The 24,678-nt window shown below is 71.2% G+C and carries 1 protein-coding gene; it reads right to left on the reverse strand.

From position 1 onward, the window contains the following. Window position 1 precedes the first annotated feature (1 nt). Window positions 2-23,440: an SDR family NAD(P)-dependent oxidoreductase gene (locus KGD83_RS16545; RefSeq protein ID WP_212640058.1), complete on the reverse strand. Its 23,439-nt coding sequence runs from the start codon at window positions 23,438-23,440 to the stop codon at window positions 2-4. Window positions 23,441-24,678: the final 1,238 nt, after the last annotated feature.

Below are 24,678 nucleotides of genomic sequence, written 5' to 3' on the forward strand. Positions count from 1 at the left end.
GTCAGCGCCCCCCGTTGTCCGTGTGTCGACCGGTGCCGTCTTCCAGCGACAGGCGAATGTGCTCGGCGGCGGCCGCCGTGTCGAGAGAACCGCTGAGGAAGTCGTCGAGGACGTCCTCGATCACCGAGTCCGGGAAGCCGCCCATGGCGGCCTCCTCCTGGTCGGCCGGAGGGGTTCGGCCGTCGAGCGGCTTGTCCCCGATCCAGTAGCGTTCGCGGGCGAAGGTGTACGTGGGCAGCGGGACGACGCGCGCCGCTCCCTCCGGGTGGAGGCCGCTCCAGTCCAGCGCGAAACCGTTCACCCACAGTTCGAGGGCCTTGGCGTACCTGCCCTGGGCGAGCCACGTCGCGACGATCGCGCTCATGTCCTCGTCGGCGATGAGCGCGGACAGCGCGGGGTCGGTGCGCCGCGCCCGGCCGCGGTGCACCCCCTCGGCCCCTCCGGGCTGCTCGAGGAAGGCCCGCAGGCGCTCCGCCAGCTCCGTGTAGGAGTGAACGACCGTTCCCAGCCGCTCCGCCATGGCCTCGCGTCCGGTCTGCAGGGTGTGAGCGACGTCTGCGAGCGCCACGCGTGACCGCTCCGCCTCCGGCAGCCAACGGGCCAGGGCACTCGCGCGCTCCCGCAGCCGTGTCTCGTCCTTGGCGGACAGGACGATGACGGCGGGCTCCCCGTCCCGGTCGGTCCCGGGGGCGGGCTCCGCGCCGGTGTACTCCTCCAGCACGACGTGGGCGTTGGCGCCCCCCGCGCCGAAGGACGAGACCCCGGCGCGGCGCGGCACCTCGTGGGCGGCGCCGTCCACCGTGACGACCGGGCGCTTCCATTCCTCCGCCTCGCGTTGGACCACGAACGGCGTCGAGTCGAAGTCGATGTGCGGGTTCAGCTCTTCGGCGTGCAGGCTCGGGACGAGTTCGCCGTGCCGCATCTGCAACAGGGTCTTGAACACGCCCGCGATGCCGGCGGCCGCCTCCAGGTGTCCGATGTTGCTCTTGACCGATCCGAGGGCGCAACTGCGCGCGTCCGGCGAGTCCCGCGAGAACGCCCGTGTCAGGCCGTTGACCTCGATCGGGTCCCCCAGCGCGGTACCGGTTCCGTGCGCCTCGACGTAACTGATGGTGCGCGCGTCGATGCCCGCCCGGTCGATCGCCTGGCGCACGACCTTTCCCTGCGCCACCGGGTTCGGCACCGTGTAGCCGTTGGTGGCGCCGCCGTGGTTGATACTCGTGCCCCGGATGACGGCGTGGATGTGGTCTCCGTCCCTCTCCGCGTCCGTCAGCCGCTTGAGGACGAGCGCGCCGACCCCCTCCCCGGGAACGAAACCGTTGCCCCCCGCGCCGAAACTGCGGCACTCGCCCTGGTCCGCGAGCATCTGCAGGTTGCACAGGCTGATGTAGCTGGACGGGTGCAGGTAGAGGTTCACACCGCCGGTCAGGGCCAGCTCGCAGTCGCCGCGCAGCAGGTGTTCGCACGCCTCGTGCAGGGCCGTCAGGGAGGAGGAGCACATCGTGTCCACTGGCATGCTCGGACCGTTCAGGTTCAGCTTGAACGACACCCGGTTAGCCGCCGACCCGAACGAACTGTACGGGTGGGCCGTGTCCCCGCGACGCCACCGGTCGGGCCCGTAGAGGTTGTGCCCGGCACGGGAGATTCCCACGAAGACACCGACCTGGGAGTCGTGCTCCCGCTCGATGCGGGCCCGTGTGTAGCCCGCGTCCTCGAACGCCCGCCACGACTCCTGGAGGAACAGCCGTTCCTGGGGATCGATCTCGGTGGCCTCGTTCGGCGTCATCTCGAAGAACAGCGGGTCGAAGTCGGCGAACCCGTCCAGGAATCCGCCCCACTTGCTGTAGCTCTTGCCCTCGGCCGCGGCCCTCTCCTTGTCGGGCTCGTAGAAGCCCTCGAGCGCCCACCGGTCGGCGGGGATCTCCGTCACGGCGCTCCGGCCGGCGCGCAGGTTCTCCCAGAACTCGTCGAGCGTCTCGGCCTGGGGGAACCGCGCGCTCATGCCGATGATCGCCACGGCACCGGTCGGATCGGGCCGCGCCGCGGCCCGGATGGCGCCGAGGCCTTGAGCGGGCCGTGCGGTGGAGGTGTCCGTCGGTTCCGTCGACGGTTCGTCCGGAGCGGCGGGGGCGAGGCCGAGGGCGCCCGCCACGGCCTCGGCGCGCGCGGTGACGAAGTACTCGGTGAGCGCCTCGACCGTGCGGTGTTCGAAGAAGAGCGTGCTGCTCGTCTCCCCCAGATCCTTCTGGACGGCTTTCAGCAGCCGCAGGATGAGGATGGAGTCGATTCCGTACACCGACAGCGGTTCGCGGGGGTCGATGCTCTCGACCGGGATCAGCAGCGTCCGCCCGACCAGCTCTTTCAGATAGGTGCGCACGGCGTCCCTGAGGGTCGCCGCCTCCACCCCGGCGTGTGCACGCCCGACCGGTGCCGCGGGCCGGGAGGCCGCCTCGGCCGGGGGCACCGGCTCGATCGAAGGTACCGGCTCGGCCGCGGTGGCCGGAAGCCCGCCACGGGACTGGCGGATCACGCCGTCGCTGAAGCCGACCACGACCTGCTGGCCGAGCGGGTGCGCGTCCCACGCGGGGAACTCGACGCCCTCGAAGCCCTCCCACTCAAGCACGGACCGCCACATCCGGGGCCGGAGCGCGGGCCCCCCGACGTCCCTCAGCCCGGCGTCGTCGTAGAGCCACCAGCCGTCCAGCAAAGCGAACGTCAGCATGCCGAACACCGTGTAGCCGTCGATCTCGTTCACGACCGCGGCGCCTCCCGGCCTCAGCAGCGCCTTGCTGTTGCGCAGTGAGACGCGCACGTCCTTGGTGGCGTGGAGGACGTTGGTCGCGACGACGATGTCGTACGCGCCCTCCTCGAACCCCTGCTCGCCCACCGGTCGGCCGGCGTCGAAGAGCTCACAGCGCAGGAAGGGGTTGCCTTCACCGAACTCCCGGCGGCCGTGGACCAAGAAGGCCTTGGAAAGGTCGGTGTAGCAGTACTCGCGGATGTGGCGCTGGTAGGGGCGGAGCGCGCGCAGGACGGTGGCGGTGGTACCGCCCGTTCCGGCACCGACCTCCAGGATGCGCAGCCGGGCCTGCGGGTCCCCCGCCAGCACGCGCTCGACCTGCGCGACGACGCAGTCTCCGACGACCTCGTTGAAGTAGTCGGCGACCGCGTTCCGCTTGTAGACGCCTTCCACCAGGTCGAGTGAGGAGCCGGGGAAGACCACGTCCACGGCGCGGGTCCCGCCGGTGAGGATGTCCGCGAGCGCGGGCAGGGTCCTGTTCACCAGGCCGACCGACGCCCGCAGTTCGGGGTCCTCGGCCCACTCGTGCCCGTGGCGCTCCCACTCGGCCGCGGTCGCGTCGGCGTCGACGGGGTGGGCCCCGGCGGCGCGGTAACCGGAGTCCGTCTCCACGAGCCAGCCCCGCCGCGCGAAGAGTTTCAGGACCTCCGCCAGCCAGCGGTCGTACTTGCCGGTGATCCCGTGGGCACGCAGCAGGGAACCCGCGTCGAAGACGCCGTCACCGAGCCAGCCGCGGCCGTGCAGCTCGCACCACAGCAGCCTGGCCAGGAGCTCGTCCAACGTCCGCAGCCTGGACTTGGCCCCCGCCTCCACCGCCCGCAGCTCTTCGCCGCGCGCGGGCAGCAGCGCGGCGAGCGGTTCGCTCCGGCGCGCGGCGGTGCCCAGTACGCGGACCGTCTCCCGGTCCGAGTAGGCCTCGAACCGCTCCGGCTCGCTGGTGTTGAGGTAGACCAGCTGCGCGACCGGGGAGGCGAGCAGCCGCTCGACCGCGTCCATCGCCCGCTCGGGGTCGATGTCGCCCAGCCGCTCTTGCCGGTAGATGCGCTCGCGCACGTGCTCGGGAACCTCGAGCCCGCTGCCGACCGCTCCCCAGTATCCCCAGTTGACCACTCTGACCGCGTACGGCCGCTCCCCGGCCAGGCGGCGTGCCAGGGCGTCCTCGAAGGCGTTGCCCGCCACATAGCTGCAGTAGCCCATGGTCGGATTGACCGACGCGATCGAGGAGAAGAAGAGCATGAAGTCGAGGTCGTCGGCGTCGAAGACCTCGGCCATGCGCACGCTGGCGTCCACCTTGGCGCTCAGGCCCTGCCGGAACCGCTGCTCGGTGGTGTTGGGCAGACTCTGGTCCACCAGCCCGAAGACGGACTGGACCACGCCGTCGACGGTACCGAAGCGCTCCCTGATCCGGGTGTGGGCGGCCCGCAGCGAATCCTCGTCGGAGGCGTCGGCGCGGACGTACCACGGCGCAGGACCCAGCGCGGCCAGCCGGTCGGTCTCCTCCCGGATGGCCGCGTCCACCTCCCGGCGGCCGATCCAGACCACCTGAGCGCCGAAGCGGCGGATCAGATCCTCGGTCCAGAGCCGACCGACACCACCGGCCCCGCCCAGGACGACGTAGACGCCGCCCTCCTTGTACGGCGAGTGGCTCGGCTCGGGAAGGCCCACCCGGGACAGGCCACGACGGAACCACTGTCCGTCGCGCAGCGCCCGCGTGGTCCGCGCGGGGGCTCCGAGGACGGTGCGTACCGGGAGGTCGTCCGCTGCGCCGAGGTCGAAGGACTTCACGGTCCAGTGGGGCAGTTCCTTGGTCATCACCTCGGCAAGGCCGAGCACACCCGCGTCCGCGGGCAGCACCGGTTCGCCCTGGCGCACGGGCTGGCTCTGTCGGGTCACCACGGTCCACACCAGCTCCTCACCGCCGTAGCCCAGCGCGAACAGCGCCTTGACCAGGCGGAAGAACGCGACCGCCCCGGCGTCGACGCGCCGCAGCAGCGCATCGGGGTCGGCTCCGGCGTCGTCCGGCGCGATCCAGACGAGGTGGCGGACCCCGCCCGTGCGCCGCAGCCGCTCGGTGAGCTCCTCGACGTCCAGCGCGCCGCAGTCGCCGACGAACCGAGCGTTGGGGCACTCGGCCGCCAGGGCGGCGCGCTCCTCGGCGCCGCCGCCCACGACCACGACGCCGTCCGCGGGCAGGGGTTCCCGACCGGGCTCGTGCGGCTCCTCCAGGACCCACGTCGGCGCCAGCGCCAGATGGCCGTGCGCAGCGGGCGACTCGACACTCGGCACGGGCGCGCGCCCGGCGGGCGTGGCCAGGCCCGACCCGTCCTGTTCGGGCAGCCAGTAGCGCTGGCGTTGGAAGGGATAGACCGGCAGGGGCACACGCCGGTACACGCCCGCCGGGAAGAGCCGCGCGTAGTCGATCTCGTAGCCCTGGAGGTGGAGGTCGCGAAGGGCCTCCAGGTGTTCCCGGCGAGTGCTCCCGGTCGCGCCCTCGGCGCACTGTTGGACGCAGCGGTCACCGAGACTCTGCAGCGACGCCTGTCGACCCGCCCCGCTCTCCGTGAGATCGGCGGTGCGCACGTGTTCGGCGCTTCCGTCCTCGAGCCACCGGTCCAGCAGCGCCACCAGTTCGGCGGTGTCACGGGCGACGCAGGCCATCCGGACGGGGCAGTGCCGACGGCCCAGCAACAGCGTCAGGCTGACGTCCCCCAGTTGGGTTTCCGGACGGCGGCGCAGGTGTGCCGCGAGCCGCTCCGCCTGGGTACGCAGCTGTTCCCGGGAGAACGCGGACAGCACTGTGAGGTGGTCCGGGGCCGGCGGTGCCTCGCGACGCGGCGGCTCGGGGGCCTCTTCGACCACCGCGTGGGCGTTGGTGCCGCTGAAACCGAAGGAGCTGAGCGCCGCACGGCGCGGACGGCCCGGTTCGGTCGTCCAGGGGCGGTGCGCCGTGTTCACGTAGAACGGGCTGCCCGCGAAGTCGATATGGGCGTTGCCCCGTTCGAAGTGGAGGGACCGCGGCAGCTCGCGGTGGCGCAGGGCGAGGAGGATCTTGATGAGCCCCGCCACGCCGGAGGCCGGAGCCGCGTGCCCGATGTTGGTCTTGACCGAGCCGATGGCGCAGTACTCCCGCTTGTCGGTGTAGTGGCGGAACGCGCGGGTCAGCGCCTGGAACTCGATGGGGTCACCGAGCCTGGTCCCGGTTCCGTGTGCCTCGACCAGCTGGATCCCGGCGGGATCGATGCCGTAGGCGTCGTAGACCTCGCGCTCCAGCAGCTCCTGCGATTTCGCGCTCGGCGCCGTGATGCCGTTCGAGGTCCCGTCCTGGTTGGTGGCCGAACCGCGCACCAGGCCGTGGATGTGGTCGCCGTCGGCCAAGGCGTCCCGCAACCGCTTGAGTACGACGATGCCGACGCCCTCGCCGGGGACGAAGCCGTCCGCGCGTTCGTCGAAGGAGTGGCACTGGCCCGCTTCGGACAGCATTCCGGCCTTGTGGGCTGCCAGGTAGTAGTCGGGCGAGCACTGGACGGACACACCGCCGGCCAGGGCCATCGCGACCTCGCCCGTACGCAGTGCCTGGCAGGCGAGTTGGAGGGCGACGAGGGAGCCGGAGCACGCCGTCTCGACGGCGATGGCGGGGCCGCGCAGGTCGAGGAAGTAGGAGACCCTGGCCGGGATGACGGCCTCCGCGTTGCCCCACATGGCCTGGGCCGGGGCGTCCTCGCCGGGCGCGGTCAGGTAGTCGCTGACCTGGGTGCCGACGTAGAGGCCGCAGGAGCGGCCGCGGACCGCCTCGCCCGCGTACCCGGCGTCCTCCAGAGCCTTCCAGGACTCCTCCAGCACCATGCGCTGTTGGGGGTCCATGTAGGTGGCCTCAAGACCGGAGATCTGGAAGAACGCCGGGTCGAATCGGTCGATGTCGTCCATCAGCGAGGCGTACCGGGGGTAGGAGGCGCCCGGGGCCGCCTGGGCCGCGAGGTCCCAGCGGGAGATCTCGCCGACCAGGCTGCGGCCTTCGCTGAGGTGGCGCCACAGCTCATCGGGGTCTTTCGCCGTGCCGAACTTCCCGCTCATACCGATGATCGCGATCGGTTCTGGAACCGGGGAGCCCGTGGCGGCGGGCACGTCCGGCCGCGTCGTGACCGGCGGGGCCGGTGCGCTGTCCCTCGCGGGAGCGGCCTCGGGGTCCGGAACGGCCGTCCGTGCGGCGTCCGGTGCCGGGGGCCGGACGTCGGGATGGTGGCGCGCCACGTACCGCGCCAGCGCGCGTACCGAGCCGTGGTCGAAGAGGTCGGTGGTCACCAGGACACCGCCCAGGTCCTCGTTCAACCGCTCGACCAGCTCGACCCCGAGAATGGAGTCCACGCCGTAGTCGGCGAAGGCGTCCTCCTCCGAGATCTCACCGCGGTCCAGGCCCAGGGACACCTGCAGCCGGGAGACGATCACCTCACTGAGCACGGACTCGACGGTCGCCCCGCCACCGGTCACCGCACGCGCGACCGCGTCGGCTGCGGGCTCGGGCTCCGGCGCGGACGGTGCGGTCGCGGCCGGGGCGCCCGGCAGGGCGCGTCCCTGTTCGAGGAGGGTGTCGGCCACGTAGGCCGTCAGACGCCGTACCGAGCCGTGGTCGAACAGGTCGGTGGTCACCAGGACACCGCCCAGGTCCTCGTTCAACCGCTCGACCAGCTCGACCCCGAGAATGGAGTCCACGCCGTAGTCGGCGAAGGCGTCCTCCTCCGAGATCTCACCGCGGTCCAGGCCCAGGGACACCTGCAGCCGGGAGACGATCACCTCCCCGACCCGTTCGCGCAGGTTCCCCCCGTCCTGCGGAGCGGAGGCGGAAGCCGCTGCCCCGGAGTACCCGGCGACGCGGGCGCCGACGATCTGGTGGCCGACGTGGTGCACGGCGGAGGCGGGGAAGGAGACGTCGTCGAAGCCCTCCTCCTCCAGCACGCGCCGCCAGGTGTCGGGGGCCAGACCCGGGCAGCCCTGGATACGAAGGTCGGCGTCCTGGTAGAGCCACCAGCCGTCCAGCAGCCCGAAGGTCAGGTGCAGGAACGGGGTGCGCGCCGCCAGCTCGTTGAGGATGAGTTCCCCCTCCGCGGCCAGCAGGGCCCGGGTGTTGCGGACGGCCGCCCGCAGGTCGCGGGTGGCGTGCAGGACGTTGGTGGCGAGGACTATGTCGTACGCCCCCTCGCCCAGCCCCTGTCCGGCGGGGTCGAGTTCCACGTCGAACAGCTCGAACCTCAGGTAGGGGTGGTCGGCGCCGAACTCCTGCCGACCGCTGCGCAGGAAGTACCCGGACACGTCGGTGTAGCAGTACTCCGCCACGCTGGCCAGGTACGGAGCCAAGCGGCCCAGCGCCTTCTCGCTCGTGCCGCCGGTGCCGGAACCGATCTCGAGGATGCGGACGCGGTGGCCGGGGTCGCGTTCGAGCAGGGACTCGACGCGGGCCGCCACCATGTCGGCCACGACCTCGTTGAGCGCCTCGGCGCTGTCGCAGTCGCGGTACAGGCCCCGCACCAGGGCCGTTGAGGAACCGGGGAAGACGACGTCGGTCGCGGGTCTGCGTCCGGTGAGGACGTCGGGCAGCGCGCGGATCGCCGGGTCCAGCAGGTTGACGTAGGCGTTCGAACCGCCGCTCTCCCGGCACACCGCCTCCCACCGCTGCCAGACGGCGGCGCGATCGTCCGTCGCTTTGCCGGTCAGCGTGTAGCGGTCGGGGCCGTACTCCAGGTAGCCGTGCTCCGCCAGGACGCGCAGGCTCTCCTCGAGCCAGCGGTCGTAGCCGCCGCCCGGTCGGAGGACGGCTCTGAGGTCGGCCACGGAGCCGCCTTCGCCGCTCATGCCCAGCGTCCGCAACTGCGCCAGCAGCAGCTCGCAGAGCAGGTCGTCGTCGAAGCCCCGGGCGCTGCCGGAGTCGGCGACGATCCGGCGCATGCGCTGGTCGTGGGCGTCCCCGGAAGCGGTGGTCCGGGCCTCGGTGCCCCTCCGCCGGGGGCTGGCGGTCTTCTCCAGGGCGAGCTGGTCGTAGGGCCCGGAGAGCAGGAGGTCCAGCGCCGCCATTCCTTCGGCGGGCTCGATGGAGCCGATGCCGTTGCGCGCCATCCGCCGTCGGTAGGCCTCCGAGGCGACGGCCCCGGCGCTGCCCCAGTACCCCCAGTTCACGACCTTCACGAGACCGGGGCGGCTCTGCCGCCACAGCTGGGCGAAGGCGTCCTTGAAGACACAGCCGCAGACGTAGTTGCTCTGCCCCGCGGACCTCTGGAACGAGTTGAGCGAGGAGTGGAACATGACGAAGTCCAGCGGCTCGTCGGCGAAGACCTGCGCCATGCGGACGCTGGTGTCGACCTTGGCGCGCACGGCCTCCCGGAAGCGGTCCTCCGCCATCCCGGCCACGCTCTGGTCGAGCAGGACGAGGGCGGCGTGGACGACACCGTGGATCTCGGGGAAGCGCGCCCTGATCCGTGCGACCGCGTCCGCCAGCGCCTCCCGGTCCGTGGCGTCGGCCCGCAGGTACCAGGGGGCCGGGCCCATCCGGGCCAGCTCGTCGATCCTGGCCCGGATGTCCTCGTCCTCGGCGCGGCGGCCGATCCAGACCACCTGCGCCCCGTAGTCGCGTATCACGTGTTCGGTCCAGGCCCCGCCGATCCCACCGGCTCCGCCGATGACCACGTAGACGCCGCCGCGCCGGTACGGCGCGGTGTCCTCGTGAGCGGCGGCCGCCTCCACGGGCCTGAGGGTCTGCCGGTACCAGCGCCCACCGCGGTGCGCCCACGTGCCGCCGGAGCGCTCCGCCGGGAGGCCGAACGCCTCCTCCAGCACCCCGTCCCGCAACTCCTCCACGTCGGCCAAGCGCATCCGCCACCGCGGGTTCTCCTTGACCAGCGAACCCAGTAGACCGTGTACGCCCGCGTGCGAGGGGTCGACGCGATCGGAGTCGAGGACGAACTGGCTGCGGACGGTGAGGGCGGTCCACTCCAGGGCGTGCCGCTCGTAACCCAGCGCGAGAAGCGCCTTGGCCAGGCGGAAACCGGCGTATACGCCTTCCTCCTGGCGCGTGATCAGGTCCTGGCTCTCCGGAGCCACCGGGGCTCCGCCGCGCGCGAGCCAGACGACCGCACCGTACGGCCCGCCGCGTGAGAGCCGCGCCCGCAGGCCGTCCACGGTGTCGTCGGCGCGCAGCAGCAACACGTCCACGTCCCCGCGCCCGGTGAGGACGGACGCCAGCACCTCCGGGTCCTCGCCCACGAGCAGGGTCCGCCCTTCCGGACGCTCCCGCCCCGCGGGCGGGTCCGGCTGTGGCGGCGCCACTTCCCACACCGGTTCGAGGAGCGTCAGGTCCCCGTCCTCGTCGGACCGTTCCGGTGCGACCGGGGCCGCGGCGGTACCGAGGGGCCTGGTGCTGAAGGCGCTGACCCGTACGCGGACCACGCCCCCGGCGTCGCACAGGTCGACGTCGAACTTCTCGACGCCCTGGGCTGCGCTCGGTCCGGAACGACGGACCCGTGCCCACATGACGGGTTCGCAGGGCCCCAGGATCTCGACCTTCTCCGCGGCGTAGGGAAGGCGGAGGCCCTCACCCGCCCCCCGGAGCCCGAGGGACGCCTGCAGCGCGGCGTCCAGCAGGGCCGGGTCCAGTACCCGCCCCTCGGGGCCCCGCTCCGCCCCTTCGGGCGACCGGATCTCGGCGAGCACCTGTGCCTCGCCCACGAAGAGCCGTACCAGGCCCTGGAAGGAGGGTCCGTAGTCGATCCCCTGGCGCCGGTAGGCGAGGCGGACCTCCTCCCCGGAGATCTCGTAGAGGCCGCATTGGGCCCTCAGCTCCGCCAGGTCGAGCCGGGCCCCGCTGGGGGCGCCGAGGGTCTCCACACGGCCCTGGCTGTGCACGGCCCTCCCGCCGTCGGCGCACGGGGCCAGAACGCGGTAGCGGCTCCCCTCAGCACCGGCCGGTTCCAGTTCCACGACCACGTCGAGAGGTCCGTGGCCGCCCTTGACCGGCCGCAGCCACACGACGTCGCGGATCGCGACACCGACGGCCCGGCCGTTCCGTTCGGCGCGGGAAGCGTCGTGGGCGCCGCGGGCCAGCTCCAGGTGGACGACGCCCGGCAGGACCCTCTCCCCCGCCACGACGTGGTCGCGCAGGAAGGGCTCCTCTCCGGTGAACGTCGTCGTGAACCGCGTTCCCGCCGCGTCGGCCCCGCCGGGTCGCGGCGCCCCGTCGGCCGACGGCGGAGCGGTCCTGCTCCGCCACAGGCGCTTCCTGGCGAAGGGGTAGCCGGGCAGCGCGACCGGCGCGGTGTGCCTGCCGCCCGTCAGCCGGCGCCACGCCAGGTCGTACCCCTGGCAGTAGACCTTCGCCGCGGCGCGCAGCGCCTCGCGGAAGGCCGTGCCGTCGAAGTCCAGTCCGGGGGCCTCCTCGAGCAGGCGGTCACCGGCCCGCCGCACCTCCGGGCGCCGCGCGAAGCCCTTGGGGACGACTCCGTGGAAGACGTCGGGCCCCTGCTCGCCCGCGGCCCACTGGCGCAGCAGGCGCACCGCTTCGGCGGCGTCGCCGGCGACGACGGCGCAGCGGTGCCGGAAGTGCGTCCGCCGCTCCAGCAGGGTCCCGCTGACCCCGGACAGGCCGTGGAGGCGTGCGGCGTCCTCCAGGACGTCGATCAGGTCGGCGACGCGGCGACGCAACGACTCCTCGGACTTGGCCGACAGCGCCAGCACGTGGGCGGGCCTCGCGGCGCTCCCCCCGTCCTCCCTCGCTGGAGCGCTCTCCACGACCATGTGCGCGTTGGTGCCGCTCATGCCGAACGAGCTCAGGGCCGCGGTCCTCCTGCGCCCGGCCGACTCGGGCCAGGCGCGGTTCACCCTGTTGACGAAGAACGGACTGTCGTTCCAGTCGATGTACTCGTTCTCCTGCTCGCAGTGCAGGGACGCGGGGATGGTCTCGTGCCGCATGGCCTGGAGGACCCCCAGGAGGCTGACGAGCCCGGAGGCCGCGAGCGTGTGCCCGACGTTCGGCTTGATCGAGGTCAGGGCACAGTACCGGCGTTTGTCGGTGAAGCCCCGGAACACCTCGTTGAGCGCGTTGACCTCGACGGGGTCGCCGAGCCGCGTGCCGGTGCCGTGGGCGACCACGTAGTCGATGTCGGCCGGGTCGACGCCGTACCGCTGGTACGTGGCACGGAGCAGGTCGGCCTGGGCCTCACCACTGGGCGCGGTGAGGCCGTTGGACCTGCCGTCGTAGTTGACACCGCTGGCGCGGATGACGCCGTGGACGGTGTCCCCGTCGGCCACGGCCGCCGACAGCCGCTTCAACACGACGACCGCGACGGCCTCGCTGAGCACCATACCGTTGGCGCGTCTGTCGAAGGCGTACGTGAGACCGTCCTCGGACAACATGCCGGCCTCCCGCGTGCGGGTGACCAGCCGCGGGGTCGTGACCAGGCTGACCCCGGCGGCGAGGGCGGAGTCGCACTCGCCGTTGCGGATGCTCGCGCAGGCCTGGTGGGCGGCCACCAACCCCGAGGAGCAGGCCGTGTTGACGGCCATCGCCGGGCCTTTCAGGTCCAGGAAGTAGGACAGACGCGCGGCGAGAACGCCGTCGTGGTTGGCGGTGACGCTCCCTTCCTCAGGAGCCGCGTCATCGTAGTCACCCTGCTCGACACCCACGAACACGCCGATGCGACGGGACTGCTCGGGCGTCCACCCCGCGTCCTCGAGAGCGCGCCACGACTCCTGGAGCAGCAGTCGCTGGCGCGGGTCCAGGCTCCGCGCCTCCTTGGGTGAGATCTCGAAGAACAGCGGGTCGAACTCGTCCGGGTCGGCCAGCTGGCCCATGCGGAACGCCGCCAAAGGGCTGTCGTGCGGTTCGCCCCAGAGGCTGAGGCGTTCGCGGGTGACCGGGCCGACGACGTCGCGTCCGTCCGCGAGCACGGACCACAGCTCGGAGACGTTGTCGGCTCCGGGGAAACGCCCGCTCATGCCGATGACGGCGATGGCGTCGTCGTCCCCGACAGGGGTGCTTCGGTCCGCGGGTGCCTCCCGCGACCGCGGGGGTTCCGGTACCGGCTCCGCCCTGACCGGCTCGGGGTCGGACGCGCCGGTGCCGCTGTGGCCGTAGAACGCGGCCAGGAGGTCCCCGTGCTCGGCGGCGAAGTACTCCCCGAGCTTGCGCAGCGTGGAGTGGCTGTAGAAGATCGAGGGCGTGACCTCGATGCCGTAGTGCCTGCCCAACCCGTCCGCCAGTTCGGTCAGGGTCACCGAGTCGAAGCCGTAGTCGGCGAGGTTGTCGTCCTCGTAGAACCGGTCCGGGTCGAGGTTGAGGGTGCGGCCGACGATCTCCCTCAGGTCCCGCTCCAGGCGTTCCTCGGTGAGGTGTCCCGGTGCCGGGAGCGGGGCGGCCTCGGGCGGGGCGGCGCTGGGCGGCGCCGCCGCGAGCGGTGCGCCGGAAGGCCCCGCCAGTCCCAGGGAGCGGTGCACCCGGCCCGGCTCGCCAACGAGGATCACGTGCCGCGTCGCCTCTTGGGACAGCAGCCGTTCGAACAGCGCGACACCCTCCCCCGTTTCCAGAGGCTCCTGTCCGCTGGACCTCAGCATCATCGTGGTCGTGTCGTGGTCGAAGCCCATACCGCCCTCGCGCCACAGCGGCCAGTTGACGACCACGGTGCGGCCGGACAGGCGCCCCGCCCGCACCTGCGCGTCTCGGTGTTCCGCGTAGGCCATCTGGAAACGGTTGCCGACCGCGTAGTCGCACGTGCCGAAGTCACCGACGACGGCGGAGATGGAGGAGAAGTAGCAGACGAAGTCCAGTTCCTCGCCCCGCAGCGCCTCGTCCAGCACCAGCGTCCCGCGGACCTTGGGCGCGAGGACCCCATCGAAGTCGCGCAGGTCCTTGCGCAGGACACTGCCCCGCCCTTGGACACCGGCCGCATGGACGACGCCGTGCAGAGGCCCGAAGCGCTCGCGCGCCCGCGCCACGACGCGTCGCATGTCGTCGGCGTCGGCGGCGTCGGCCCGTACGTAGAGGACCCGGGAGCCGGCGCCGAGGCCGTGAAGCGCCTCCCTTCGCGCCTCGTCCAACGGGGAGCGGCCGGTCAGGACGAGGTTCGCCCCGAAGTTCTCGGCGAGGTGCCGGGCGACGATCATGCCCAGTCCCCCGCAGCCGCCCGTGATGAGGTAGGTGCCGCCGTGCCTCAGGCCGTCGGGGCCGCCCTCGGTGAGCGCGGTCTCCCGCACCCTGCTGACGAAGCGGCGTCCCTGGCGGTACAACGCGCTGACAGTCCTGTCCTGGCGCAGCTCGCCGAACAACCGCTCCAGCCACCCGGCGGTGTCCGCGGGTCGGAGCGGGTCGGAGCGGTCCTGGAGCACGGCCGCCACGGACAGCTTCGGCATCACCAGGCCGAGCGACCGCTCGAAGCCGATGTGGGCCTCCAGCAGCGCGCGTTCGATGTCGTCGCGGTACTGCCCGGCGATCACCAGGCACCGCGCGCCCAGCTCCGTTTCGGCGACGGCCCGGAGGGTCAGGACGACGTCGCCGAAGTCGTCGCTCACGGCACCCGCTTCGAGCGCCTCCAGGCTCACGATCGCGTCGACGCCAGCCCTGCCCTCGGCGATGTCCTGGAAGGCGTCCCGATAGTCCTGGGGCTGGCCGCGGCGTATCTGATAGGAGTCCGGGGCCAGCTTTCGGTAGGCCTGCCCGTACCCCACGAAGATCGCGCGGACACCGGGATCGATGACGCGCAGGGCCCGCGCGACCTCGGCCTGGCGCTCCGACCCCGTGCACAGGAAGACGACGGCGCCGATCTCGCGCGACGCCGCGGGGTCCAGCGCCGCGGGCTCCCAGTCCTCAACGAAGGCCAGCGTCCGGCTCTGCTCCTCTGCGGCGGGCACCGAAGCGCGCGAGGCGGTCTCGGGCGCCGAACTCGACCGGGAGCCACTCGTCGGCGGGGCGGGCGCGGGGGAGGGGTCGAGCCAGTGGCGCTCCTGCGCGAACGGATACGTCGGCAGGGGCACCCGGCGCGGCCGGGTGCCCCGGACGAGTGAGTCCCAGTCGAGGTCCACTCCCTTGACCCAGACCTCGGCCAGCTTCTCGTAGCGGGCCTGCTCAAGCCACGTCCGCACCACCTCGCGCATCTCCTCGTCGCCTTCGAGGAGCGCCACGTAGTCCTTGTTCTGGCGCACTCCGTCGCGGAAGACGGCGTCCTGCCCCTGCTGGCCGTCGAGGAACACCCGCAGCTTCTCGCGCAGCGCCTCCTTACCGCTGACGACCAGGGCGATCCGCTCCTCCATGGCCTCCCGGCCGATCTGGAGCGTGTAGGCGACGTCCGCCAGGTCGGTGTCGCGGCCGGCTTCCGACAGCCAGGTGAGCAGGGCCTCGGCCTTCTCCCGCAGCCGTTCGCCGTCCTTCGCCGACAGCACCACGAGTTGAGGGCTCTCGGACGGGGCCTGGCGCGGGGTCCGCTCCTGGTCGGACAGGTGTTCCTCGATGATCACGTGGGCGATGGCCCCGTGGGCGCCGAACGAGGAGACTCCGGCGGTGCGCGGCATCGTCCGCGGCACGCCGTCGACCGTCCGTGTGGGCGGCTCCCACGGCTCCGCCTCGCGCTGGACGTAGAAGGGCGAGCTGGGGAAGTCGATGTGCGGGTTCAGCCGGTCGGAGTGCAGGGAGGGCACGAGCCTCCGGTGCCGCATCTGCAAGAGGACCTTGGTGACGGCGGCGATACCGGCCGCGCCCTCCAGGTGGCCGATGTTCGACTTGACCGAACCGATGGGGCAGTACTGCTTCTCGTCGGTGTGCTTGCGGAACGCCCGCGTCAGGCCGGTGATCTCGATGGGATCGCCCAGGGAGGTCCCCGTGCCGTGGCCCTCGACGTAGTTGATGTCCTCGGCCGAGAGTCCGGCGTCGTCCAGGGCCGCGGCGACCATGTCCGCCTGGGCCAACGGGTTGGGCACGGTCATGCCGTTGGTCTTGCCGCCGTGCAGGGTGGCCACGCCGCGGATCACACCGTGGATGTGGTCGCCGTCCGCGACCGCCTGGTCGAGCGGCTTGAGCAGGACGCAGCCTACGCCCTCACCCGGCACGTAGCCGGTGCCGCCCGCGCCGAACGATCGGCACCGGCCGTCCTCGGCGAAGAAGTTCATCTGACTCAGCGAGACGTACTTGTTGGGGTGCAGCGACAGGTTCGCCCCGCCCGCGAACGCCAACGACGAGGCCCCGCTCCTGATGCTCTCGACCGCCATGGCGATCGCGTAGAGCGAAGAGGAGCAGGCGGTGTCCACGGTCAGGCTCTGCCCGTGCAGGTTGAAGAAGTAGGAGACGGCGTTGGAGGCCGCGGCCCGATCCGACAGGACGACGTCCTGTCCGCTGTACAGCTGGTACTCGTTCCACATCATCCCCAGGTAGACACCGATGTTCCGGGTCTTGCCGGGAGCCAGGGTCCGCCGCGTGTACCCCGCGTCCTCCATCGCCTCCCACGCGGACTGAAGGAACAGCCGGCTCTGGGGGTCGGTCAGGGCGGCCTGGTTCGGGGACATGTTGAAGAACAGCGCGTCGAAGTTCTCGGCGCCGTCGATGAAGCCGCCCCACTTGCTGTTGGTCTTGCCCGGGGTCTTCTCGGCGGCGTAGTAGGCGTCCTTGTCCCAGCGGTGCGGCGGGATCTCCTCGACGCAGTCCTCGCCGCGCTCCAGCACCCCCCAGAACTCGTCGAGGCTCCGTGCCTTCGGATACCGGCCGCTGAGACCGATGATGGCCACGTCGCGCGACCGGCCCCCGTGCGGGCCCCGGTCCGCGGGCAGCGGCCCCGGGGCCGTGGTGGGACGTGGGGCGACCGTCCGGGTGTCACGGCCGCGGGGCGCGGTGGGCGGGGGGTCCGCGGGTCCGCGCTGGGGCACGGACGCCGACCCCTCCGCGGCGGACGGCTCCAAGCCCAGCAGCTCCGCCAGGCGCCCCGCCTGGTTCTCCGTGAAGTATCCGGCCAGCTCGTCAACCGTGCGGTACTCGAAGAACAGCGTCCCCGGGATCGACTCGAAGTCCTTCCCCAGGAGCCGCGTCAGTTCCATGATCTGGATCGACTCGATGCCGTACTCGCCCAGCTCCGCGGCGGAGTCGATACGCCCCTTCGGGATGCGGAAGACCTGCGACAGCCGGTCCTTCAAGTAGTCGACCGTGCGCGTGGTCAGCTCGCCCGCGGCCACCGTGGACGGCGCGGCCGCGCTCACCACCGCCGCCGGATCGCTTGGAGCCGCCGTCCCCCGCTCCACCGGGCCCCGGAGGCGTCCGGCCCCGGCGACACGCAGCACCCTCTCGATCCTCCGGCGTTCGCCCTTGGTCACCACGACCTGCGTCTCGTCGGAGGCGAGGATCCGCAGCAGCGCACGGATGCCCTCCTCCGTGCCCAGGCCGCGCAGTCCCGAATAGTCGTGGTAGAGGGTCTTGGCGGCGCCGTCCTCGGCGAGTTCGCCGAGCATGCCCCCCTCGTCCCAGTACGGCCAGTTGATCGAGACGCTCCGGCCATGCCGCGACCCCTCCGACCGCAGCGCCTCCCTCTGGTGGGCGTAGCCGTCCAGGAACCTGTTGGCCGCGGCGTAGGCGCCCTGTCCGAAGTCACCGACGTACGCGGCGATGGAGGAGAAGAGGACGAAGAAATCGAGCGGGTCGTCGGCGGTTAGTTCGTCCAGGTGGACGGTGCCGTGCAGCTTCGGCGACAGGACCGCCTCGAAACCCGCCCGGTCCACGTCCGTGACGGCCGTGCCGCCGATGACCCCGGCGCTGTGGAAGACGCCGTCCAGCCTCCCGAAGCGCTCGCGTGCCACGGTGAGCGCGGCGTCGAGGCCCTCGCGGTCGGCGACATCACACGCGAGGTAGAGGACCTCGGCTCCGAGGGCCTCCAACGCGGTGGTCTTCTCCCTCAACCCGGCGTCCGGCTGTCGGCGGCCGAGCAGGACGAGCCGGGCACGGCACTGCCGGGCGAGGAACTCGCCAAGGCGCAGCCCGAGGACTCCGGCACCGCCGCTGACGACGTAGACACCGCCCTCTTTCAGGGGCAGCCGCGACTCGGCGCGCCGCGCACCGCCGGTCCACGGACGCAGCACCCGCTCCGCGCGGACACCGCCGGTGCGCCGGATCTCGTGTCCGTCTCGGGCGACGGCGCCCTCGGCCTCGCCGAGTTCGCCCAGCACGCTCTCGACGACGGCCCGCACGTCCCGTGCGGCGTCGACCTGGAGGCTGTCCGTGCGGAACAGGTGGTCGACCGGCGTCATGGCACGGCCGAAGCCGGACAGCGCCTCCGCCGCGACACGGTCCGGCCCCGGCTCGTCCGCGAACACGGACAGGTACCGGGTCTCCTGCTCTGCACCGGTCCGATGCACGGCTCGGAAGAGGTGGAGCAGGCTCTCCAGCCCGAGCGTGAGGTCGGCCCCTTCCGCCGTCAGCGGCCACAGGTCGACGATCGCGTGCGGTGTCCGGCTCCGCTCGCGCAGGGTCCGCAGCAGTCGGTCGAAGTCCTCCGGGCTACGCCGGTCGACGGCGAAGAGGTCCGCTTCGAGTTCCCGGAAACCGCCTCCGGAGCGCACCCGCACGACACTGCCCGGGTGCACGGCCCGGAACCGCTGCGGGTAGGCGTCGTCGTCGGAGAGGACGAGCAGGGTAAGCCCGGGGCCGGGGGGAGCTTCGGGGGCCCGGGCCTCGGAGTCCTTCCAGCGCGGGACGTACAAGTGCAGTTCGTCGTCCTTCTGCGATACGAACTCCTTGAACACCAGGCCGGTGAGCCGTACGCACTCGGTGCCGCCGTCGTCGCAGATGGCGAGGTTGACGCTGACTCCGCCGTCCCGGGCGATCCGGTGGATGGTGGCGTGGCAGTAGGACAGGCGCGGGATCGGGGCGAACACCACCAGCTCTTCGAGGCTGAACGGGATCCGCAGCACCCCGTCCTGCTCCCCGATGCCGCGCAGGGTGTTGAGCGCGGCGTCGAAGAGCGAGGGGTGCAGGGTGAAACGGGAGAACTCCTCGTCCAGGCCCTCCCCGAGCGTGATCCTGGCCAACGCCTCGGTCTCGCCGCAGTACAGGGTCTCGATGGCCTGGAAGGTCTCGCCGTACCCGAAGCCCAACTCCCGGAAGTCAGCGAAGATCTCGGCGTTCTCCCTGCGCACGGAGCACCGCTCCTTGATCGCGGCGACGTCGATGCCGCTCCGCTCCCGCGTCGGCGGGCCATCGGCGTAGCTGGCCCGGCCCTGGGAGAAGACCGTCCGCTCGCCGTCGACCTCGTCGTAGACGGTGTACTCGAGCGCGTCTCCCGGGAGCGGGGACAGCTCGATGCCCACCGTCCGGGTGTCGTCGGCCATGACGACGGGGTGGCCCCAGATGATGTCGCGCAGGACCACGGTGTCGGCGCCGGTGGACAGGCGGGAGGCGGCGTAGGCCATCTCCATGTGGGCGACGCCCGGCAGCAGGATCTTCCCGTCCACGACGTGGTCGCGCAGGAAGAACTCGTCCGTTGAGAGGTGCTTGGTGAAGCGCTGCGCTTGGAGTGTGGAGTCGTTGCTGTCCAGCAGCGGGTGCGGCGCGGTGCGCCGAGCGGGTCCGGACCCGGGGAGAGGGCTCGGCACGGGCCGCGCGGCGTCGGCCCAGTAGGTCTCGCGCGCATACGGGTAGCCGGGCAGCGACACACACGGCAGCGGCCGGTCGCCGAACATCTTCTCCCAGTCCAGCTCGTACCCCTGGCAGTAGAGGTCGGCCAGTGCCCGGACCTGGTCCTGGTACCGGTCCGTGTCGCCCGTCGTACCGGCGACCCGTCCGATCAGCTCGTTGCCGTAATCGGCCAGGGCGGGCTGTGCCCGGAACCCCCTGCCCGAGACGCCGTGGAACGCCCGGGGGGAGTCCTCGCCGTCGAGGATCCCCTGGAGCAGCCGCTCGGCCTCCTCGGGGGTGGCCGCGACCAGAGCGCGCCGGTGCGCGAAGTGGTGCCTCCCCGCGAGGAGCGTGCTGCTGATCCGGTCGAGTCCCACGCCTCCGGCCGCCTCGGACCGGAGGAAGGCGAGCAGATCAGCCGCCCGCTGCCGCAACGCCTCGTCGGTCTTGCCCGACAGTGCGAGCAGGTGGCAGGGCCGGGCGGCGTCCGGGCCCGTCTCCGGCGGGGGGTCATGGCTCTCGACGACGACGTGGGCGTTCGTCCCGCTGATACCGAAGGAGCTGACCGCGCCCAGCCTGGTGCGTCCTGGCTCGCCCGCCCAGGGCCGGGTCTCCGTGTTGACGTAGAACGGGCTGCGCGACCAGTCGATGTACTCGCTCTCCTGCTCGCAGTGCAGGCTCGCGGGCACGCTCCGGTGCCGCAGCGACTGCACCAGGGCGATCAGGCTGACCACGCCCGAGGCCGCCAGCGTGTGCCCGACGTTCGTCTTGACCGAGGTCAGGGCACAGTACTGGGTCTTGTCGGTGTACCGGCCGAAGACCTCGGCGAGCGCGTTCACCTCGATCGGGTCCCCCAGCCGGGTACCCGTGCCGTGGGCGACCACGTGTTCGATGTCGGCCGGGTCGACGCCGAACCGCTGGTAGACGGAGTCGAGCAGGGCGGCCTGCGAAGTCTGACTGGGCGCGGTGATTCCGTTGGTACGGCCGTCGTAGTTGACGCCGCTGGCCCGGATGACGGCGTGCACTCGGTCGCGGTCCGCCAGCGCCCGGCTGAGCGGTTTCAACACGACCGCGGCCACCGCCTCGGCCATCACCATGCCGTTCGCGCGCTTGTCGAAGGCGTGGCACACCCCGTCGGGCGACAGCATTCCGGCCTGGGACGCGTGCTCGTGGAACTGGCCCCCCGCCAGCAGGTTGACCCCGGCGGCGACGGCGGTGTCGCACTCGCCTGCGCGCAGGCTCAGGCACGCCTGGTGCACGGCGGCCAAACCCGCCGAGCAGGCCGTGTTGATACTGAGCACCGGACCGGAGAAGTTCAGTAGGTAGCCGAGGCGTGAGGCGAGGATCCCGTCATGGCTGGAGGTGAGCGTCTCTTCGTCGCCGAGCAGGCGCTGGTAGTCGCCCTGTTCGGCTCCGACGAACATCCCCATGGTGTTGTCCCGGAGCTGCTTCGACCCGTATCCGGCGTCTTCCAGTGCCCGCCACGACTCCTGCAGCAGCAGGCGCTGCCGCGGATCCATGGCCTCGGCCTCCCTGGGGGAGATCTCGAAGAACAGCGGGTCGAACTCGGCGGCTCCGGGCAGCCAGCCGCCCCTGACCCCGGACGCGTCCCGGTCGGTGCGCCAGTTCCTCAGCCGGTCAGCGGGGATGGGCCCCACCGCGTCCCGGCCGTCGGCGAGGAGCTGCCAGAACTCGTCGACGGTGCGGGCCTGCGGGAAGCGGCCGCTCATACCGATGACGGCGATGGCGTCGTCGGTCGCAGGCGCCGGAGAGCGGGAGGCGGTCGGCTCCCCGCGCTCCGCGGCGGCCGTGCTCCGAGCGGTGCCGGTGACCGCGTACGTACGCGCCACGGCGTCAGCGTGCTCCCGGAGGAAGTGGTCCCTGAGCATGTCCAGCGTGAAGTAGGTGTAGAAGAGCGAGGGCGTGACGTCCACGCCGAAGTGCTCGCTCAGCCGCAGAGCGAGCAGCGTGTTACCGACCGAGTCGAAGCCCAGGTCGGACAGCCGCTCCCCCGGATGGACCTCGCTGGCCCCGAGTTTCAGCACACCGGCAGCGAGGATTCTGAGATCCGCCTCGACGCTCTCCTGGATGCCCAAGCCTGCCCACTCCTCGCGGCGTCTGTGCACGGTGGTCTCTGGTACGGGTAGCTCGTTCTCCGCCCTGAGCGGTTCGCGCCCGTTCGGTGGGCCCGTCGGCGTCTCGCCTGCCGCGTCCGGCGTGATCCAGAAACGGCGCCGATCGAACGCGTAGGTCGGCAACCGGAGTCGGCGTGCCCCGACACCCGTGAACAGGTCCTCCCAAGGGTGCGTGCCTCCCCCGGCGAAGTCCTCGGCCAGATCGAGCAGCCGTTGCCTGTACTCGGGCTCAGGGAGGTGGGCGTCGAGGCGGAAGGCGTCCCCGGTTCCGGTCCGGTGCTCCGCGGCCGCCTCCGAGTCGGCGGCGGTCGCGCGGAAGCAGTCGTCGGCGAGGCCGGTGTCCAACAGCCGGTCCAGCTTCGCTCTGAGGTCGTCGCGGTCTCGCACGACCAGCGCGGTCCGGAGGCCGAGGTGCTCGCGTCCGAGGAGCAGCGTGGCGCTGAGGTCCATCAGGTCGGCGGCGGCCCCGTCCGTGTCCAACCACTCCCCCAGGTCGCGGATCCTCCGCTCCATGGCCGTCGGGGTCCTGGCGGACAGGCAGACGAGGTAGGACGGCCGGGTCCGCGGGACGGCCTCCGGGACGACTCGCGGCCCCTCCTCCAACACCGCGTGCGCGTTGGTGCCGCCGATACCGAACGAGCTGACGCCCGCGCGTCGGGGCAGGGGCTCGCCGGACTCCGACAGCAGGGGTTCCCAGTCGCGCGACGAGTCGACGATGTGGAAGGGCGTGCCCTCCAGTTCGATGCGCGGGTTCAGCTTCTGGAAGTTCAGCAGCTTCGGCAGCCGCTTGTGCTCCATCGCGAGCAGGACCTTGAGCACGCCGGCGATCCCCGCCGCGGCCTCCAGGTGGCCGATGTTGGGCTTGACCGATCCCAGACCGCAGTAGTTGTACCGCCCCGGGGGCTCGCTCCCGGAACGGGCCTGGCGGAAACCCGCGAGCAGACCCTGGAACTCGGCCGGGTCGCCCGTCGGCGTGCCCGTGCCGTGCGCCTCCACGTAGCCGACGGTGTCGGGAGAGATCCCGGCTCGCAGGAAGGCGTTCGTGATGGCCTCGGCCTGCGCCACGTCACTGGGATGGGTCAGGGTGCGTGTCCTACCACTGTGGTTGGCGGCGGTTCCCCTGATGACCCCGTAGACCGGATCGCCGTCCCTGACCGCGTCCGCGAGAGGCTTGAGCAGGACCAGACCGGCGCCCTCACCGCGCACGTAACCATCGGCGCTCTCGTCGAAGGGACGGCACGCGCCCGTCGGAGACAGCATGCCGGTCTTGGAGAACGACGTGTACCGGGCGGAGGTCAGGGCGAGGTTGACGCCACCGGCGAGCGCGAGATCGCATTCGCCCTGTTGCAGCGACTGGACGGCCAGGTGGAGCGCGTGCAGGGAGGCGGAGGACGCCGTGTCGACGACCACGCTGGGACCGCGGAGGTCGAAGAAGTGCGAGACGCGATTGGCGATGACCGCACCGATGGTCCCCGTGGAGTGGTGTGCGGCGACCTCACGCAACCGGCGTTCCTGGAGTTCCTTGTAGTCGAGGTTGAACGAACCGAGGAAGACTCCGACGTCGCGCCCCGTCAACGCACCGGCGGGAACACCCGCGTCCTCGATGCAGGACCAGGCGAGTTCGAGCATGATCCGCTGCTGCGGGTCCGTGCTCTCCGCTTCGAGCGGGGAGAGGCGGAAGAACGGCGCGTCGAAGCTGTCCACGTCATCGATCAGCCCGGCCCAGGCGCTCCCCGGCGCCCCGTGCCCCGACAGAACCGAGCGGTCCCGGGGGACCTCACCAATAGTGGAACGGCCCTCGTCCAAGTTCTTCCAGAACTCTCGATGCCCTTTCGCCCCAGGAAACCTGCACGCGATACCGATGGCGGCGATTCCATCCTGCTGCACGGAAATTGCGGACCCCCCTCACCGTCCATCGCCCGGGCTGCAACGAAAAAACCTTCTTTTCCTCAAGCACAGCGCGAATGAATAAACGACAACACGAAAAAGTACTGATCCGAGCAGGCAAGTTCACGGCCATGTCGCTGTCACTCTTGAACGGGGTTCACAAACCAGAATGTCCGACCCCGCTGGAACCCGTGTTCACATCAAAGAGAAGACCCGTCCCATCAGCGAAAGCATAACGTGCTCCGAGGACTCCCACTCCTCACCAGTCGATCCGACGGCAGGGAAATGAAAACCTCACCGCTTTACTTCATCTTCGGCCGAGCAAGGGTCGGCACGCCGGTCGAGGGGCTTATCATCCGACACGGAAAAACACAGGACAGCAGAACGTGAGACCGACCCCCGAAGGGTTCACCACTCACACGAGCAGCAGTCACAACACGTGAAACAGGGCCTCCGTCGACTCCTGCGCATACCCTGACGTGGCAAAACTTCACACCACCCCTACTTCTCGCAGCCCCTCCGGCCCCACTGGGCCAGCCACCGAGGAAAGTATGGACCACCCTCCTGTCAAGCGTCAACGTTTAGCCAAAGCCTCTTGAAAACCAAAGGCGCGGACCGCGGCCGGACACAATCGAAACGAAACCACTACCGACAGTACAAGCGCCTGGTGAAAGAGACCCTGGCAGCAGCACGGTCTCCGCAGTCGTCATCAAAAGATCACGGCAAATCCATGCACCCGGGGCTCCTCCCGGTGGCCCGACTCCGTTTCCTCACCGGGTTGTTACGAGTAGTCGGACCGGCATCCCACACGTGCCGCCTTCGGCCCAAAACGGGGACGAAACCTTCCGTGACTCCGCGGCGAGGGCCCGGAACCACGACGCGAACGCCGTTAAGGACTTCCGCCGCCCCCCGGCCGGCCCTCACCCAGGGATACCGCCCAGAACGGACTGTGATCACCACGGACCGTGAGAACACGAACGAACGAATAGACCAGTCGACAAGTTCCCGAGTGACCGGCAGAGGCCAAATGCCGCCTTGCCCCGGCCTCTGATACGCCTATTGATCCTAGTATCTTGTGCGTCGCTGAAAGGGCGGTTTCTTTACTGATGATCGACGACGTGCGCAAACAGGCCTCCGCGTTCGCAATGAGGGGTTTCGTGTGGGCGATGGCCCAGGCTGGTGACCATCCGTGCCGCCTCTTGTTCTATCCGTGGCGCGACAACCCCTTCCCCACCTAC

This window comes from Nocardiopsis akebiae (assembly GCF_018316795.1).
Classification (GTDB): domain Bacteria; phylum Actinomycetota; class Actinomycetes; order Streptosporangiales; family Streptosporangiaceae; genus Nocardiopsis; species Nocardiopsis dassonvillei.